15 protein-coding genes are annotated in these 16114 nt (G+C 73.6%); 9 read left to right on the forward strand and 6 right to left on the reverse strand.

The genetic code is table 11. From position 1 onward, the window contains the following. Positions 1-85 precede the first annotated feature (85 nt). A complete protein-coding gene (locus tag AC5L34_RS18295) occupies positions 86-697 on the forward strand; it encodes an antibiotic biosynthesis monooxygenase (protein WP_441176410.1) in 612 nt (203 codons plus the stop codon). 186 nt (positions 698-883) lie between these two features. Then, the gene (locus tag AC5L34_RS18300; protein ID WP_357719292.1) at positions 884-1735 is read left to right on the forward strand and encodes a GDSL-type esterase/lipase family protein; all 852 of its coding nucleotides are present in this window, start codon (positions 884-886) and stop codon (positions 1733-1735) included. Positions 1736-1798: 63 nt separating this feature from the next. Here the strand turns inward: AC5L34_RS18300 and AC5L34_RS18305 are convergent, their stop codons facing one another. From AC5L34_RS18305 to AC5L34_RS18315, 3 genes are all read right to left on the reverse strand, one after another. Continuing rightward, complete coding sequence (locus AC5L34_RS18305; RefSeq protein ID WP_441176408.1) at positions 1799-2557, reverse strand: EcsC family protein; 759 nt, start codon at positions 2555-2557, stop codon at positions 1799-1801. Positions 2558-2594: 37 nt separating this feature from the next. Continuing rightward, positions 2595-2738, reverse strand: a complete 144-nt coding sequence (locus AC5L34_RS18310) for a hypothetical protein (protein ID WP_172896546.1) — start codon at positions 2736-2738, stop codon at positions 2595-2597. 103 nt (positions 2739-2841) lie between these two features. Continuing rightward, complete coding sequence (locus AC5L34_RS18315) at positions 2842-3678, reverse strand: peptidase M23 (RefSeq protein WP_441176407.1); 837 nt, start codon at positions 3676-3678, stop codon at positions 2842-2844. 420 nt (positions 3679-4098) lie between these two features. Here AC5L34_RS18315 and AC5L34_RS18320 point away from each other — a divergent pair, with 420 nt between their 5' ends. From AC5L34_RS18320 to AC5L34_RS18330, 3 genes are read left to right on the forward strand one after another with little or no spacing between them, the layout of a single operon-like run. After that, positions 4099-5019: a proteasome assembly chaperone family protein gene (locus AC5L34_RS18320; RefSeq protein WP_494826079.1), complete on the forward strand. Its 921-nt coding sequence runs from the start codon at positions 4099-4101 to the stop codon at positions 5017-5019. A gap of 37 nt (positions 5020-5056) precedes the next feature. Next, positions 5057-5854 carry an exodeoxyribonuclease III gene (locus tag AC5L34_RS18325; protein WP_441176405.1) on the forward strand — a complete coding sequence of 266 codons (798 nt, stop codon included), beginning with the start codon at positions 5057-5059 and terminating at the stop codon, positions 5852-5854. Positions 5855-5882: 28 nt separating this feature from the next. After that, entirely contained in the window at positions 5883-6191 is a 309-nt protein-coding gene (locus tag AC5L34_RS18330; protein ID WP_363895835.1) for an antibiotic biosynthesis monooxygenase family protein, read from the forward strand. 16 nt (positions 6192-6207) lie between these two features. Here AC5L34_RS18330 and AC5L34_RS18335 read toward each other — a convergent pair whose 3' ends face one another. Together AC5L34_RS18335 and AC5L34_RS18340 are read right to left on the reverse strand one after the other, a co-directional pair. Further along, positions 6208-6885, reverse strand: a complete 678-nt coding sequence (locus AC5L34_RS18335; protein ID WP_441176403.1) for a class F sortase — start codon at positions 6883-6885, stop codon at positions 6208-6210. 8 nt (positions 6886-6893) lie between these two features. Beyond that, positions 6894-7421, reverse strand: a complete 528-nt coding sequence (locus AC5L34_RS18340) for a hypothetical protein (RefSeq protein ID WP_441176494.1) — start codon at positions 7419-7421, stop codon at positions 6894-6896. A 142-nt stretch (positions 7422-7563) separates the two neighbouring features. On the opposite strand from AC5L34_RS18340, the gene trmB reads away from it, so the two are divergent. The 3 genes from trmB (at position 7564) to AC5L34_RS18355 (ending at position 12608) form a co-directional block, all read left to right on the forward strand. Further along, the gene (gene trmB, locus AC5L34_RS18345; protein ID WP_441176402.1) at positions 7564-8277 is read left to right on the forward strand and encodes a tRNA (guanosine(46)-N7)-methyltransferase TrmB; all 714 of its coding nucleotides are present in this window, start codon (positions 7564-7566) and stop codon (positions 8275-8277) included. 97 nt (positions 8278-8374) lie between these two features. Then, positions 8375-10879 carry a DEAD/DEAH box helicase gene (locus tag AC5L34_RS18350; protein WP_494826083.1) on the forward strand — a complete coding sequence of 835 codons (2505 nt, stop codon included), beginning with the start codon at positions 8375-8377 and terminating at the stop codon, positions 10877-10879. A gap of 358 nt (positions 10880-11237) precedes the next feature. Further along, positions 11238-12608 (forward strand): MFS transporter, encoded by a 1371-nt coding sequence (locus tag AC5L34_RS18355; RefSeq protein WP_494826085.1) that lies wholly within the window; start codon positions 11238-11240, stop codon positions 12606-12608. An 86-nt stretch (positions 12609-12694) separates the two neighbouring features. Here AC5L34_RS18355 and helR read toward each other — a convergent pair whose 3' ends face one another. Then, positions 12695-14842 carry an RNA polymerase recycling motor ATPase HelR gene (gene helR, locus AC5L34_RS18360; RefSeq protein WP_494826211.1) on the reverse strand — a complete coding sequence of 716 codons (2148 nt, stop codon included), beginning with the start codon at positions 14840-14842 and terminating at the stop codon, positions 12695-12697. Between the two features lie 539 nt (positions 14843-15381). Here helR and AC5L34_RS18365 point away from each other — a divergent pair. Continuing rightward, complete coding sequence (locus AC5L34_RS18365) at positions 15382-16026, forward strand: hypothetical protein (protein WP_494826087.1); 645 nt, start codon at positions 15382-15384, stop codon at positions 16024-16026. Positions 16027-16114: the final 88 nt, after the last annotated feature.

A 16114-nucleotide genomic window follows, 5' to 3' on the forward strand; every position in this document is an offset into this window, starting at 1 on the left:
GGCCGCGTCACCCCGCTGGTGGGGTGCGTTACACCGGCGGCCGGTGAGCCTGTCGAACCGGCTCCGACCGGAGAGGATGGCCGGTATGACGATGACCCACGCGCTGCCGGTGACCGTCGCCGTCGCCCGGCGCACCGACCCCGCCCGGACCAGCGAGATGGTGGCCTGGATGCGGGCCGGCACGGCGCTGGCCGAGGCGTTCCCGGGGTTCCTCGGGTCCGGCTGGGTACGCAGCGCGCCCGGCTCCGGGGAGTGGCACATCATCTACCGCTTCGCCGACCACGAGACGCTGCACCGCTGGGAGGAGTCCCCGCAGCGGCACTGGTGGCTCTCGTCCGCCCAGGGCATCGTCGAGCACACCCGGGTCGAGCGGCGTACCGGCGTCGAGGGCTGGTTCGACCCACCACGGGAGCACGTGGCGCAGACCGTGCCGGTCAGCGCCGAGCCGACGGTCCCGCCGCCCTCCCCACCGCGCTGGAAGCAGGCGGTGACCATCTGGCTGGCGTTCTTCCCGCTCAGCCTGACCGCGACGCTGCTCACCAGCCGGTTCCTCCCGGACGTGCCGCTGGCCGCCCGGGTGCTCCTGATGACCCTCACGCTGACCCCGCTGATGACCTACCTCGTGCTGCCCCGGATCACCCGGACCCTGCACTGGTGGCTGCACGGCCAGGCCGCGCCCTGGCGCCTGGCGCGCTGACCTCCGTCTGAGTCCCTGATCCCGCCCGACACGCCGACCGCCGCCTGGCGCGCGATCCGCGCGCCTAGCACGCGCAGCCGCGCCGGAACAGCCCTCTGCCGCATAGTCGACAGCGGCGGGCCACCCCACCGGGCCCGCGCTTAGAGTTGCCGCGCTGTCGCTCTCCGCTGCGGGACTGGGGATGGTATGCCTCGACGTTGGGTCACCGTGGCCGCCTGCCTGCTGGCGCTGGTCGCGCTCGCCTGCGAGGGCGGCGGGGAGCCGGGCTCCCGCCCGCCCCGGGAGACCCCGTCGCCCGGCTCGCCCGGCGGCATCGCGGCCCTCGGCGACTCGATCAGCACCGGCTTCGGCTCCTGCCTGGTGCTCGTCTCGTGCGAGCGCAACTCCTGGTCAACCGGCGACGGGTTGCGCGTCGACAGCCTCTACCGGCGCCTACTGGACCGGAACCCGGCGATCCGGGGCCGGGCCCACAACCACGCCAGCCCCGGGGCCCGCGCGGCGTCGCTGGAGGGGCAGGCCCAGCGGGCGGTACGCGACCGCGTCGACCACGTCACCGTGCTGATCGGCGCCAACGACGTGTGCCGCGGCGGCATCGAGGCGATGACCCCGGTCAAGCAGTTCCGCGCCGACGTCGACCGCGGCCTGCGGGTGCTGCGGCAGGGCCGGCCGAAGGCGCGGGTGCTGGTGGTGAGCGTGCCGAACCTGCACCGGCTCTGGGAGGTCGGGCACACCGACGCGCGGGCGGTGCGGGCCTGGAAGCGGGGTGTCTGCCCGGCGCTGCTGGCGAACCCCACCTCGACGGATCCGCTCGACCGGGCGCGCCGGGCGGCCGTGCGGGAGCGCATCGCCGACTACAACACGCAGCTCGCCGCCGCCTGCAAGGCGTACGGCTCGCGCTGCCGGCACGACGGCGGGGCGGTGCACCGGGTGCGGTTCGACCTGGAGCTGGTCAACCCGCTGGACTGGTTCCACCCGAACGCCGCGGGGCAGGACCGCCTGGCCGACGTGGCGTGGCGCGCCTCGGGCCTCGGCTCCTGACCCCACCACCCGGCGCACCGGCCCGTACGGACCGGGCGCGCAGGCGGCGTCGAGGGGCCCGGATCAGGGCTGGCGGGGTTCGGGGACGCTGGGCCCGCCGTGCTGCCGGTAGAGGGCGCGGGAACGCACCGCGAGGTCCTTGGTGGCCGACGAGTTGGCCCAGGTGCCCAGGACGATCGCCGCGCCGGGCACCACCTTGGCGAAGACCCGCTTCGCCGCGCGCACCCCGGCCATCTGGGCCAGGCGTACGCCGAGGCGCAGCATCACCTTCCCGAGCGGGTTCTGCCCGCCGCTGCCGAAGAGGGCCCCGGCGCGCTCCCGGCCGGCGGCCACCCCGAGCGCGAGCCGGGCGCTCTCGGCGACCTTGTGCACCTTCTGCAACACCAGCAGGTCGGTGGCCCGGTCGCCGTGCAGCGGGTCGACGCCGTACGCGGCGGCGATGTGCAGCACCATCCGGGCCTGGGTCCAGGCCAGCACCCCCACGTCGATCACGGCACCGGGCAGCCCGGCGGCGCCCGAGACCGCGCCGGAGAGGCGGGCGTGGTTGACGAACTTGCGTACCGCCTGCTCCGCCAGGGCCTCGGCGGAGGCCCCGGGCTGCTCGGCCCGGGCCCGCGCGGCCCACTGCGCCGCCTCCGGCCCCAGCCGGCGTACGGCCTCCAGGGCGAGGTGCTCCGGGGCGTACTGCGGGTCCTCCCGCATCCGGTCCCAGAGCTTCAGCGGCGGCGCCTCGGTGGCCTCCTGCGTCGGTGCCGGAACCACGGCCGGCGGCTGCGGTCCCCCGGCGACGGGCTGGTCGTCGGTGGGCGCGGAATCGGTCACAGGGTCTCCCGGGGGTCGGAGAGGGCGTCGGTGACGGTCAGCGGCGGTTCTGGAACTTGGCCGCGAGGCCCCTCAGCTTCTGCTGGGTGCCGGGCTTGGCCAGCTCGCGCCGGCCACGGTCGACCATCTGCTGGCCCTTGGGCGAGCGCAGGAAGGTGGTGATCCGCTGCATCAGTGACATGTCGTCCTCCAGTCGGTGGCGCCTGTTCCATGTGTACCTCGGAGCGACAACACCTGTACCCCGGATGCCCGAACCGCAACCGTCCACTATGGTCGGTGAGAGCCTACTGCCCGGCCTCCAGGCACGCCGCGACGACCTTGGTGGCGCGCCACTCGTGCTTGGCGTAGTGCTCCGGGTAGGCGGAGATCTGCACCGCCTGGGCGGCATCGGTGAGCCGCATCTGCTGCCAGCCCGGCACCCGCGCCAGCGCCGAGAGGAACTGCCGGGTGGCGAACTCCGGGTCCATCAGGTCGCCGACCTCGCCCCAGCCGCTGCTGGAGCGCTGCTGGAACAGCCCGACCGAGTCGTGGTCCCACCCGATGCCCTGGTGCGGGTACTCGCGGGACTCGGGAAGCACCCCGCTCGCGACGTTGTAGAGGTTGCTCTCCTGCATCGCGGTGGCGACCGCGATCACCAGCGCGCGCCGGGGCATCCCCATCTCACGCCCGGTCCGCACGATCTCCTCGGCGTTCTCCATCTGGGCGTTGTCGAGCCCGACCACCGGGGCGGGGTCGACCGGCCTGCGGGTGGTCTTCTTCGGGGCGGGGGTGGTGGTGTCGGGGTCGGCGGTGCGGGTGGGGCTGGCGGAGACGGCGACGCGTTCGAGGCTGCGGGAGGCCGGATCCGGCTCGGCGCGCTCGGCGAGCGCGGAGGGGGCAGCGGCGGGGGCAGGGTCGACGGAGCCATCCCGGCCCCCCTGGGCGACGGCGGTCAGTCCGAGGCAGCACAGGACGCCGGTGGCGAGGGCGATCCGGGCCCGGACCGGCCCGCGCGTCAGCAGGCGGGCGTACGCCGTGGCGGCGCGCAGACTGGTTGACCGGTCGTACGAGGGGGTATCGTCCGAACGGTCGATCGGCTCACTCGGGGCGAGCTGGTCATCGAGGGTGCGGTCGTCAGGCATCAGCCGAGGCTAGGCAGGCCGACACGCCGAGCACCCGAGGTGATCTCGTGGCTTTCCTCACGATATGGCCCAGGCCGGGTGGACGCCCGTGCCGTGCCGGGCAGTCGCCGGGACGCACCTCGCGGACCGGTCGAACCTCCGGAGGGCCCCGGGGCGACCCGGTGCGCCCGGAAGGCGGACAAACCACCGGCGACCGGCCCATGATCTACAAACTCCCCCGTTCGGTCGATAGTCTGGTCACCCTGACGGCCACGCTTCGTCGCCCGACGGCGGGCTTGCGGGCATACGCCCGATTACCGGTCACGTGGCGACCCGCGGCGGGGCGCGGCGAGGAATGCACGAGGATGACGGGTACGTTCCCCGAACCGGGTGCCGGCTCCGCACGGCGACCCGTACGCACGACCAGGGAGGTCCGCACCGGTGCTCGACCCACACGAGCTCTACGAGCTCACCGACGATCTGCCCGACCTCGGTCAGCCGGTGCTGATCCAGACCCTCACCGGCTTCGTCGACGCCGGCAGCGCCACCCGACTGGCCAGGGAGCAGCTGCTCACCTCCCTGGACACCCGCCCGATCGCCCGCTTCGACGTGGACCAGCTCTTCGACTACCGCTCGCGCCGGCCGGTGATGACCTTCGTCGAGGACCACTGGGAGTCGTACGACGCCCCGGCGCTGGAGCTGCACCTGCTCCGCGACGACGACGAGACGCCCTTCCTGCTGCTCACCGGCCCGGAGCCGGACCTTCAGTGGGAGCGTTTCGTGGCCGCGATCGCCGGGATCTCGGCGCGGCTGGACGTCCGGCTCACCGTCGGGCTCAACTCGATCCCCATGGCCGTGCCGCACACCCGGCCGGCCGGGGTGACCGCACACGCCACCCGCCGTGAGCTGATCGCCGGCTACGAACCGTGGTTGCAGCGCGTACAGGTGCCCGGCAGCGTCGGCCACCTGCTGGAGTACCGCCTCGGTGAGCTGGGCCGCGACGCCCTCGGCTTCGCCGCCCACGTGCCGCACTACGTGGCGCAGACGGAGTACCCGGCCGCCGCCGAGGTGCTGCTCGCCTCCGTGTCGCGCAGCACCGGGCTGCTGCTGCCCCGCGACGGCCTGCGCTCGGCGGCCGAGGTGGTCCGGGTGGAGATCGACCGGCAGGTCGCCCAGACCGACGACGCCGCCCAGCTGGTGCAGGCCCTGGAGGAGCAGTACGACGCGTTCGCGCGCGGCCGGGGCGAGAAGAACCTGCTCGCCGCCGAGGCCGGGCCGCTGCCCACCGCCGACGAACTGGGCGCCGAGCTGGAACGGTTCCTGGCCGAGCAGACCCGCCCGGGCGACACCCCGGGCAGCTGACCCGGCGACGCGCGCGCGGATGGGGCAGGCTGGTCACATGCGTCTGGCGACCTGGAACGTGAACTCGGTGAAGGCCCGCCTGCCCCGGCTGCTGGACTGGTTGGCCGGCACCGGGCCGGACGTCGTCTGCCTCCAGGAGACGAAGTGCCCGGACGGCGCCTTCCCGGTGGCCGAGGTGGGCGAGCTGGGCTACACGGTGGCCAGCCACAGCGACGGCCGGTGGAACGGGGTGGCGATCCTGTCCCGGGTCGGCCTGGCCGACGTCACGGTGGGGTTCCCGGGGGAACCGGGCTTCCCCGAGCCCGAGGCCCGCGCCATCTCGGCGACCTGCGACGGGGTCCGGGTCTGGTCGGTGTACGTGCCGAACGGCCGGGCCCCGGACGACCCGCACTACGCGTACAAGCTGAACTGGTTCGCGGCGCTGCGCGACGCGCTGGAGGCGGAGCTGACCAGCGGCCTGCCGCTGGCGGTCTGCGGCGACTTCAACGTGGCGCCCACCGACGCCGACGTCTGGGACCCCGCGGTGTTCACCCACTCCACGCACGTCACCCCGGCGGAACGGGCGGCCCTCGCGGCGCTGCGCGACCTCGGGCTCTCCGACGTGGTGCCCACCCCGATGAAGGGCCCGCACCCGTTCACCTACTGGGACTACCGGGCGGGCATGTTCCACCAGAACAAGGGCATGCGCATCGACCTCGTGTACGCCTCCGCGCCGCTCGCCCGGGCGGTCCGCTCGGCGTACGTGGACCGGGAGGCGCGCAAGGGCAAGGGCCCCTCCGACCACGCGCCGATCGTCCTCGACGCCGACCTGGTTCCGGCGGTCGAGTCGTTCTGAGTTCCGACGTCGTCGCTAGGGTGGAGCCATGGCAGTCGTGAAGATCAACGCAATCGACGTCCCTCCCGGCGCGGGCGAGGAACTGGAGAAGCGGTTCGCCGCCCGGGCGGGAGCCGTGGAGAACTCACCCGGCTTCCTCGGCTTCGAACTGCTGCGTCCCGTCGCCGGCGAGAACCGCTACTTCGTGTACACCCGCTGGGAGACCGAGGAGGCCTATCAGGCATGGGCCGCCGGCCCGTCGCGTGCCGCCCACGCCGGCGAGAAGCGTGCCCCGGTCGCCTCCGGCGCCACCCTCCTGGAGTTCGAGGTCGTCCAGCAGGTCCCGGGCCGGTCCTGACCCGCCCTCCCGCCGCTCAGGCAGGGCGGGAGGAGAGCAGCGTGGCGAAGGCGATGATGTTGTCGGCGTAGCCCGTCCGGCCGCCCAGCCAGTCGCCGCCGCAGGTGATCAGGCGCAGGCCCGGCGGGCCCTCGTCGCCGTAGACCCGTTCCGCCGGCAGCCGCTCCTTGGGGAAGTGCTCCACGGAGTCGACCTTGAACACCACGACCGAGCCGTCGGCCCGGGTCACGTCGACGGTGTCGCCCGGGCGCAGTTTGTGCAGGTCGTAGAAGACCGCCGGGCCGCGCTTGGTGTCCACGTGCCCGACGATGACCGACGGGCCCGGCTCGCCCGGGGTGGGGCCCCGGTCGTACCAGCCGGTCTCGTCGGCGCGCTCCAGCGGCGGTACGGCGATCGAGCCGTCCCGGGCCTGACCCACGGGGGCCACCGGGGCGGACACCTTGATCGCGGGAACCGACAGGCGCACCGGCCGGCTGGCCGACAGTGCCCCGCTCTCGCTGCGCGCCGGCCGCTCCTGCCCGCCGCCGGCGGCCCAGTCGAGCGGGCCGGCGGTGCGCCCCAGCCCCGCGCCGGTGGCGAAGACCCCGGCCAGCACCAGCACCACGGCCAGCGGCACCGACCAGGGGCGACGTCCGGGCGGCCGCGCCCCCCGGGCCGCTGCGGCGGCCGGCTGCGGGGCGGGCGTGGTGGCCATGAGGCGGCTCAGCGTCGGGCGGCGCCACGGGCGGTACGCGGACGGCGCGCCGCCCGGACCGCGAGCACGATGCCGGTCACGGTCAGGGCGAGGCCACCCGGCAGCAGCAGCCCGCCGGTGAAGCCGCCGGCGCCACCGCCGAACCCGGTCGCCGGGCCGCGGCTGGGCTTCACCGCCTTGACGACCTGGAGCATCGTCGAGGCGGTCTCGCCGTCGCGGCATTCCAGCTTGATCCGGTAGTTGCCGGGGCGGGTGCGCTCCCGCACCATCGGCGCGGCGGTCAACGTGCCGCCCTGCGGCTGCACCTGCACCCGACCGAAGGCGTCCGAGACCACGGTCGCCGGGATGGAGTTGTTGCGGCAACTGGCCCGGATCCCCACGAGGAACCCCGGCTCGACCGTGCTCGGGCTGACCTCGACGAAGACGTTCGGCCCCGGCGGCCCCGGCTGGGGCGCACCGGCGAGGGCGGGCGCGGCCGCGAGCAGCGGCCCGACGAACACGGTCGCGATCGCGAGCGCCACACCGCCACGGTGCACCGACACGACGCCCCCTCCCGGCGCGTTGGGGCAGCGCCGGGGCAACACCAGGCTCCCGGCCTGCCGTACGGGATGGATCCTCTCATCCCCGGGCGAACATCACATCCGATTCGGCGCGGTCGTCGCGTACGCTCAGGTCGTTGTGACCTCCACCGACTTCCCCGCCGCCGTCCCCGCGCCGCCCACCGCCCGGACGATCCGGACCTTCCACCCGCGCCGTGGCCGGATGAGCAGCCGCCAGACGGAGGCCCTCGATCGGCTCTGGCCGGTCTACGGCCTGCACGTCCCGGAGCGGCCCGGCACGCCGGTGGACCTGGCCGCCCTGTTCGGCCGCCGGGCCCCAGTGGTGCTGGAGATCGGTTCCGGGATGGGCGACACCACGGCCGAGATGGCCGCCGCCGACCCCGGTCGAGATTATCTGGCGGTCGAGGTGCACACGCCCGGAATCGCCAACCTGCTGGACCTGGTGGAGCGGCACGGCCTGCGCAACGTACGGGTGGCCCAGGGCGACGCCCTGGACCTCGTGGCGGGCCTGCCGGAGGCGTCGCTGGACGCCGTGCACGTCTTCTTCCCCGACCCCTGGCCCAAGTCCCGGCACCACAAGCGGCGGATCATCCAGCCGGCCCACGTCGCGCTGCTGCGCTCCCGGCTGACGCCCGGCGGCACCCTGCACTGCGCGACCGACTGGGCCGAGTACGCCGAGGCGATGCGCAAGACCCTGGACGCCGACCCGGGGCTGGTCGACGCGCACGACGGCTTCGCGCCCCGCCCCGCCCACCGCCCGGTCACCAAGTTCGAGCGCCGGGCCCTGCGGGCGGACCGCCCGATCTTCGACCTGATCCACCGCCGGTCGTGAAGGCGGGGGCCGCTCCGGCGCCGAAGCGGCCCCTTCCCGCCTCTCCCGCCCGGCCGGTTGGCGCTCGGGGGCATGATCCAGGCACCATGGACGCGCTATGACGCTCACCGCCGCGCTGCCGACAAGCGCCGACCCCGACACCCTCTTCGACGCGTTCGCCGGCTGGGCGAAGGAGCGCGGCCTCGACCTCTACCCCCACCAGGAGGAGGCGGTCATCGAGATCGTCTCCGGCGCCAACCTGATCATGAACACGCCGACCGGGTCCGGCAAGAGCCTGGTCGCCATCGCGGCGCACTTCGCGGCCCTGGCCGACGACCGGACGACCTTCTACACCGCCCCGATCAAGGCGCTGGTGTCGGAGAAGTTCTTCGCCCTCTGCGAGGTCTTCGGCGCCGACAACGTCGGCATGCTGACCGGCGACGCCAGCGTCAACGCCGACGCGCCGATCATCTGCTGCACCGCCGAGATCCTGGCCAACCTCGCGCTGCGCGAGGGCGACCGCGCCGACGTCGGCCAGGTGGTCATGGACGAGTTCCACTTCTACGCCGAGCCCGACCGGGGCTGGGCATGGCAGGTGCCGCTGATCGAGCTGCCGCAGGCGCAGTTCGTCCTGATGTCCGCCACGCTGGGCGACACCACCCGCTTCGTCGACGACCTGGCCCGGCGCACCGGCCGGCCCACCGCCGTCGTCCGCTCCGCCGAGCGGCCGGTCCCGCTGATCTTCTCGTACGCGATGACTCCGCTGCACGAGACCCTCGAGGAGCTGCTGGAGACGAAGCAGGCACCCGTCTACGTCGTGCACTTCACCCAGGCCGCCGCCCTGGAACGCGCGCAGGCCCTGATGAGCGTCAACGTCTGCACCCGCGCCGAGAAGGACATGATCGCCACCGCGATCGGGAACTTCCGGTTCACCTCCGGGTTCGGCAAGACCCTGTCCCGGCTGGTGCGGCACGGCATCGGCGTGCACCACGCCGGGATGCTGCCCAAGTACCGCCGGCTCGTCGAGACCCTGGCCCAGGCCGGCCTACTCAAGGTCATCTGCGGCACCGACACCCTCGGGGTGGGCATCAACGTGCCCATCCGCACCGTGCTGTTCACCGGCCTGTCCAAGTACGACGGGGTGCGCACCCGGCTGCTCAAGGCCCGCGAGTTCCACCAGATCGCCGGGCGGGCCGGGCGGGCCGGGTTCGACACCGTCGGCCGGGTCGTCGTGCAGGCCCCCGAGCACGTCATCGAGAACGAGAAGGCGCTCGCCAAGGCCGGCGACGACCCGAAGAAGCGGCGCAAGGTGGTGCGCAAGAAGCCGCCGGAGGGGTCGATCGGCTGGGGGAAGCCCACCTTCGACCGCCTGGTCGAGGCCGAGCCGGAGCCGCTGACCTCCAGCTTCCACGTCAGCCACTCGATGCTGCTCAACGTCATCGGCCGCCCCGGCGACGCGTTCGCCGCGATGCGCCACCTGCTCACCGACAACCACGAGGAGCGCGCCGCCCAGCGGCGGCACATCCGCCGCGCCATCGCCATCTACCGGGCGCTGCGCGCGGGCGGCGTCGTCGAGCAGCTCGACGAGCCCGACGAGACCGGGCGGCGGGTCCGCCTCACCGTCGACCTCCAGCTCGACTTCGCCCTCAACCAGCCGCTCTCCCCGCTGGCGCTGGCCACGATCGAGCTGCTCGACGTCGAGTCCCCCGCGTACGCCCTCGACGTGCTCTCGGTTGTCGAGTCGATCCTGGACGACCCGCGTCAGGTGCTCTCCGCGCAGCAGTTCAAGGCCCGCGGCGAGGCGGTCGCCGCCATGAAGGCGGAGGGCATCGAGTACGAGGCCCGCCTCGAACTGCTCGACGGGGTGACCTGGCCGAAGCCGCTGGCGGAACTGCTGGACTCGGCGTACGAGATGTACCGGCAGGGTCACCCGTGGGTGGCCGACCACCAGCTCTCCCCCAAGTCCGTCGTCCGGGACATGTACGAGCGGGCGATGACCTTCACCGAGTACGTGCAGTTCTACGGGCTGACCCGCTCCGAGGGCCTCGTGCTGCGCTACCTCGCCGACGCGTACAAGACGCTGCGGCAGACGGTGCCCGAGGACGCCAAGACCGAGGAGCTGATCGACCTCATCGAGTGGCTCGGCGAGCTGGTCCGCCAGGTCGACTCCAGCCTCATCGACGAGTGGGAGCGACTGCGCAACCCCACCGACGCCGCCGAGGCCGCCGAGGCGCTGGACGACCGCGTTCCGGCGGTCACCCGCAACGCCCGCGCCTTCCGGGTGCTGGTGCGCAACGCCCTGTTCCGCCGGGTCGAGCTGGCCGCCCTGCGCCGCTGGTACGACCTCGGTGAGCTGGACGCCGCGTCGGGCTGGGACGCGGACGCCTGGGCCGACGCCCTGGAGCCGTACTTCGAGGCGTACGGGGAGATCGGGGTGGGGCCGGACGCGCGCGGCCCCGCGCTGCTGATGATCGAGCAGGGTCGGGAACGGTGGACGGTCCGGCAGATCCTCGACGACCCCGAGGGTGACCACGACTGGGGCATCAGCGCCGAGGTCGACCTCGCGGCCTCCGACGAGGCAGGCGCGGCGGTCGTCCGGATCACCTCGGTCGGGCAGCTCTAGCCACCGCCACGACCGGGCGGGGCCGGCTCCGGCCGGCCCCGCTGCGGTGCTCCGGGACCCCGCCCACAGGTATCGCGTTGCCGGGGTGAACCGCCCTGGACTAGGTTGACCCCGTGCCCGCCTCGGACAGGGTGCGCCGCCCGTAGCGGCGGCGCGAAACCCCAGACTCCCGAACGCTCTGCGTTTCCGCTCCGCCGCATCAGCGACCCTTCGCCGGTGTGGCCGTCCGAGCTGCCCGGCTCCGCATGCGATGTCCGGAGCCTTTCGTGCACAGTGCTGCATTCACCTGTCCCGTCCCCCGTGACGCCCCCCGCTCTCGTCTCCTCCCGACCGCCGCCGTCCCGGGTCGGTGGTCGCGGTGAACGCGCGCGCCCTCACCCTGACGGCGGTGCTGTTGTCGTCGCTGTCGTTTCCGCTGACGATCACCGGGGCGTCCGTCGCTCTTCCCGGAATCCAGCACGACCTCGACGCGTCGCTCACCGCGGCGCAGTGGGTCGTCAACGGCTACAACCTCTGCTTCGCCGCGTTCCTGGCCCTCGGCGGCTCGCTGGCGGACCTGCTCGGCAAGCGCCGCCTCTTCGCCGCCGGGGTCGCGGTCTTCTTCGCCGGCAGCGTGCTCTGCGTGCTCGCCCCGGACGCCACGGTCCTGAACCTCGCACGCGTCCTCGCCGGCATCGGCGCGGCAGCGGCGACGGCAACCGGCCAGTCCACCCTCGCCGCGACCTTCGCCGGACCGGCCCGGACCCGGGTGTTCGGCGCGCTCGGCGCGGTCCTCGGTGCCGGCCTCGCGTTCGGACCCACGATCTCCGGCCTGCTCGTGGACGCGCTCGGGTGGCGGGCCGTCTTCGCGGTCCCCGCCGCGCTGGCGGGAGTCGTGCTGCTGTTGTGCCCCTTCCTCCCCGCCCTGCCCGGTGCCGGGAAGGGCGTCGACTGGGGCGGCGGCATCCTGTTCACCGCCGCGCTCGCGCTTCTCATCTGGCTCTTCGTCGAGACACCCACCCTGGGGGCCGCGCATCCGTTGGTGATCGCCGCGCTGCTCGCCCTCGCGGCGTGCGGGATCGGGTTCGTACGGGTCGAGAAGCGCCGTGCCGACCCGATGTTCGACCTCGGCCTCCTGCGCAACCAGCGCTTCGTCGGGTACTCGCTGGTCGCCGCGACCATGATGGGACTGCTCGTGCCCCTTCTGGTCTACCTGCCCTCCTACCTCATCGACGTCGCCGGCCTCGACGCCGGGCGAGCCGGGCTGTGGATGCTCATGCTCACCCTGCCCTCGGTCGCCCTGCCCCTGGTCGGAGCGGCGGTCGCGCGTCGATCACCCCGCCTGCTCTGCGTCGGGGCGATCGCCCTCGGCACGGCCGGCATGTGCGCCCTCATCACCATCGGTCCCGACAGCACGCCGGGTATCCTGCTCCTGCCGCTGCTGCTGATCGGGACCGGTGTCGGCGCCACCACCGGCGTGATCGACGGACTCGCCATCTCCAGCGCGCCCCTCCGTCAGGCCGGTACCGTGGCGGGGCTGTTCAACACCGGCCGGCTCGGCACCGAGACCATCGCGCTCGCGGTCGTCGGCTCCACCCTCGCCGTCGTCAGCGGCGGGCAGCTCGCCGGCGACGGCTTCACCGCCGCCCTGCACGTCGTCGCGATGGCGCTCGGGTGCTTCGGCACCGTCTCCGCCGTCGCCGTCGGCCTCCTCCTGCGGCGACGAGACGCCGGGCGCCCGGCGTCGTGACACCGCCGACGCTCCTCGTCGCCACACGGCCGACGTCGCGGCGCCCGGCGCCCGGCGTGCGTGGCAGGGGCCGCCGCGCTCGCCTCTCAGGACGTGGTGAGGATGACGAGCTGCCGGGTCGCCCGGGTCATCGCGACGTAGCGGTCGACCGCTCCCTCGACGCCTGCGCCGAAGGCCTCCGGGTCGACGAGGACGACCAGGTCGAACTCGAGCCCCTTCGCCAGCTCCGGCGTCAGCAACCGGACCCGGGACGTCGCCCGGAACGTGGGATCGCCGATGACGCACGCGGTCCCCTCGGCGTGCGCGGCGAGCCACGTGTCGAGGATCGGGCCCAGGTCGGCGGCGGATCCGCGTACGACGGGAGCGCCGCCGCCGCGGATGGAGGTCGGCACGTTGGCGTCGGGGAGCACGGCCCGGATGACGGGCTCGGCCTCCGCCATGACCTCTTCCGGCGTCCGGTAGTTGACGGTCAGGGAGGTCAGGGTGATCCGGTCGAGCCCGATGCGCTCCAGCCGTTCCCGCCACGACTCGGTGAACCCGCGCCGGGCCTGGGCGCGGTCCCCGACGATGGTGAAGCTCCCCGACGGGCAGCGCATCAGCAGCATCTGCCACTCGGCGTCGGTCAGCTCCTGAGCCTCGTCCACCACGATGTGGGCGAACGGTCCGGCGAGCAGGTCCGGCTCGACGTGGGGCAGGGCGCTCTCGTCGACCAGGGCGTCCTGGAGGTCCAGCTGGCGCAGGCTCGACAGCACGCCCTCGCCGTCGTCGTAGGTGTCGGCCTCGATCAGGTCGTCGACGACGGCGGCCATGCGCGCGCGTTCGACGGCGACGACGGCCTCCTGCCGGCGCCTGCGCCCGGACGCCTCCGCGTCGCCGAGCCGTTGCCGTGCCGCGTCCAGCAGCGGCAGGTCGGACACCGTCCAGGCCCGGGCGTCGGGGCGCTGCAACGTGCGGATCTCGTCGGGGCCGAGCCAGGGAGCGCACCGGCGCAGATAGGCGGGCACCGACCACAGGTCGCCGACGAGGTCGGTCGCCGCGATCAGCGGCCAGGCCCGGTTGAACGCCGTACGCAGCTCCCGGTTGCGCAGCAGCGAGGCGCGGACCAGGTCGTCGGGCTCGTCGCCGTCGTACTTCTCCACCAGGATCGTGAGCAGTTCCTCCCAGACCTCGTCGCGCGCCTCGTTGTGGGGCGTACCGGGCCCCGGCGCCTCGAACGCCTCGGCCCAGTCGGCGGCGCGCAGCCGGATGTCGGCCTCGTCGGTGCTGACCGTCATCGGTGCGGTCGGCGGCTCCTCGTAGAACCTGACGGCCGACTCGATCGCCTTCACCATCGCCGCCGACGACTTCAGCCGGGCCACCTCCGGATCGGTCTCGACGCTCGCCGAGGCGCCCTCGGGCACGAGGTCGCGCAGGGTGCAGGTCTGCACCTCCTCCTCCCCCAGGCTGGGCAGCACGTCGGAGACGTACGCCAGGTAGGGCTGGTGCGGCCCGACGAACAGCACGCCGCCGCGGCGGTGACCGAGGCGCGGGTCGGCGTAGAGGAGGTACGCGGTGCGGTGCAGGGCGACGACGGTCTTGCCGGTGCCGGGGCCGCCGTCCACGACGAGGGCACCGCTCGATCCCGCGCGGATGATGGCGTCCTGGTCGGCCTGGATCGTGCCGAGCACGTCGCGCATCCGCGGCGACCTGCTGGCGCCCAGGCTGGCGATGAAGGCGGACTGGTCGTCGAGCGTGGCGGTGTGCCCCGCGAGGGCGTCCGGGGTGAACACCTCGTCCCAGTAGTCGGTGATCCGGCCGCGCGTCCAGCGGTACCGGCGGCGGCTCGCCAGGCCCATCGGGTTGGCGTGGGTCGCCGCGAAGAACGGTTCGGCCGCGGGGGAACGCCAGTCGAGCAGCAGTCGTGCGCCCGCGCCGTCGGTGAGGCCGCGTCGTCCGACGTACACGGGCGCGGAATCGTCGGCGCCGACCATGCGGCCGAGGCACAGGTCCACGCCGAAGCGGCGCAGTGTGCGCAGGCGGGCGGCCAGCCGACGGACCTCCATGTCCCGGTCCACCGCCTGCCGGCCCTTGCCACCGGGGGCCCGGCGCTCGGCGTCGAGGCGGTCGGACAACTCGGTGCTCGACTGCTCGATGCTCCGCGCGACGGCCGCGAAGTGCCGCTCGTCGGCGGCGATCAGCGTCGGATCGGCCTTGGCGGCGAGGTGGTCGGGAAGGTCGAACGCGCTGGCCGTCAGAGGATTCACGGCAACTCCGATCTCGTTCAGGATCCTGGCTCGCGATGCCGCGCGGTTCGCGCGGTACCCGCCCCGGGCGCACCACCACCGGCCCGACGTTTCCGCGCGGGCCGCACGACGACGACTCATACATTTCATGGGTTTCCGTTTCCGCAGCTCGCGGCCTCGGCCGGTGATTCTGCGGCACGAACGGGGTCTTGCCGCAAGCCCCCCGGTGCGATATACGTTGAGAAGGGAAAGGGGCGGACGCTCCCTTTCCCTTTATTTCTTCCCGGGGCGGAAAACCCTGCGGGAATGGGTGCCGCGCACGACGGCGCAGCGGCCAGGCGGACATTCCCCGGCCGGCACGTGCGACCGGGCCGCGGCGCGCCTCGGCGGGGCCGTCGGCACGGTGTGGATCTTCCGCCACGCAGGGGTGACCTTCCATCGTGCCCGCCCTCGCCAGGCCGCCCGAGGAACGCTCCGCAAAGCCTGGGAGATGTCACACCCGTCGATTAGAATGTATGTACTAATCGAGGTCCTGACCTGGGAGGACGCCCGTGACCACGCCCGCCTCCGCCCCACCCACCCCCTACGCCACCCTGCTCGGCTTCACCCGCTACGTCGACCGCACCGGCCCGACGAAGGCCACCTTCGTCGGGGGCCTGCGCAAGCAGCGGGCCAGCCGCTCCGGCTTCAACCCGCACGGCCAGTTCGTCAAGGCGCTCAAGGCCGACATCGCCTTCCACACCGGCGGCACCCACCTCGACCAGGTGGTCGACGTGGTCAAGCCGCGTTGGCGCCCGCTCTACCAGGCCCTCGCCCCCGGCGCGACGGCCTGGCTGCGTTCCCTCGGCGAGCCGAGGTCCGTCGACCTCGCCCAGACCCGCGACGCGCTCGCGATGCTCGGCGACCTCCCCGTCAAGGTCAACCCCCAGTTCGGCGTACGGCACGCCGACGGTCGCGTCGAGGCCGTCCGACTGCACTTCGACGAGGCGCCGCCCAGCGAGGAGGCGACGCTCGCCACCCTGCACCTGATGGCCCGGCACATGGACGCGGTGCTCCCGCACGCCGAGCCGGTCCTGGTCGACGTGCGTCGGGGCGAGGCCCACCGCATGCCCGCCGACGCCCGCCCCGAGCAGATCGAGCGCTGGCTGGCCGGGGAGGCGGCGGCCTTCCGGGCCATCTGGGCCACCGCCGCCTGATCCCTTCCCACCACCCGATCCGCCCGCCCGGCCCGACCGACATGGCCGGGCCGGGCGCCTACCGGGGATCCGCGTGGAAGCCCACATC

Source organism: Micromonospora sp. ZG13 (genome assembly GCF_059359355.1).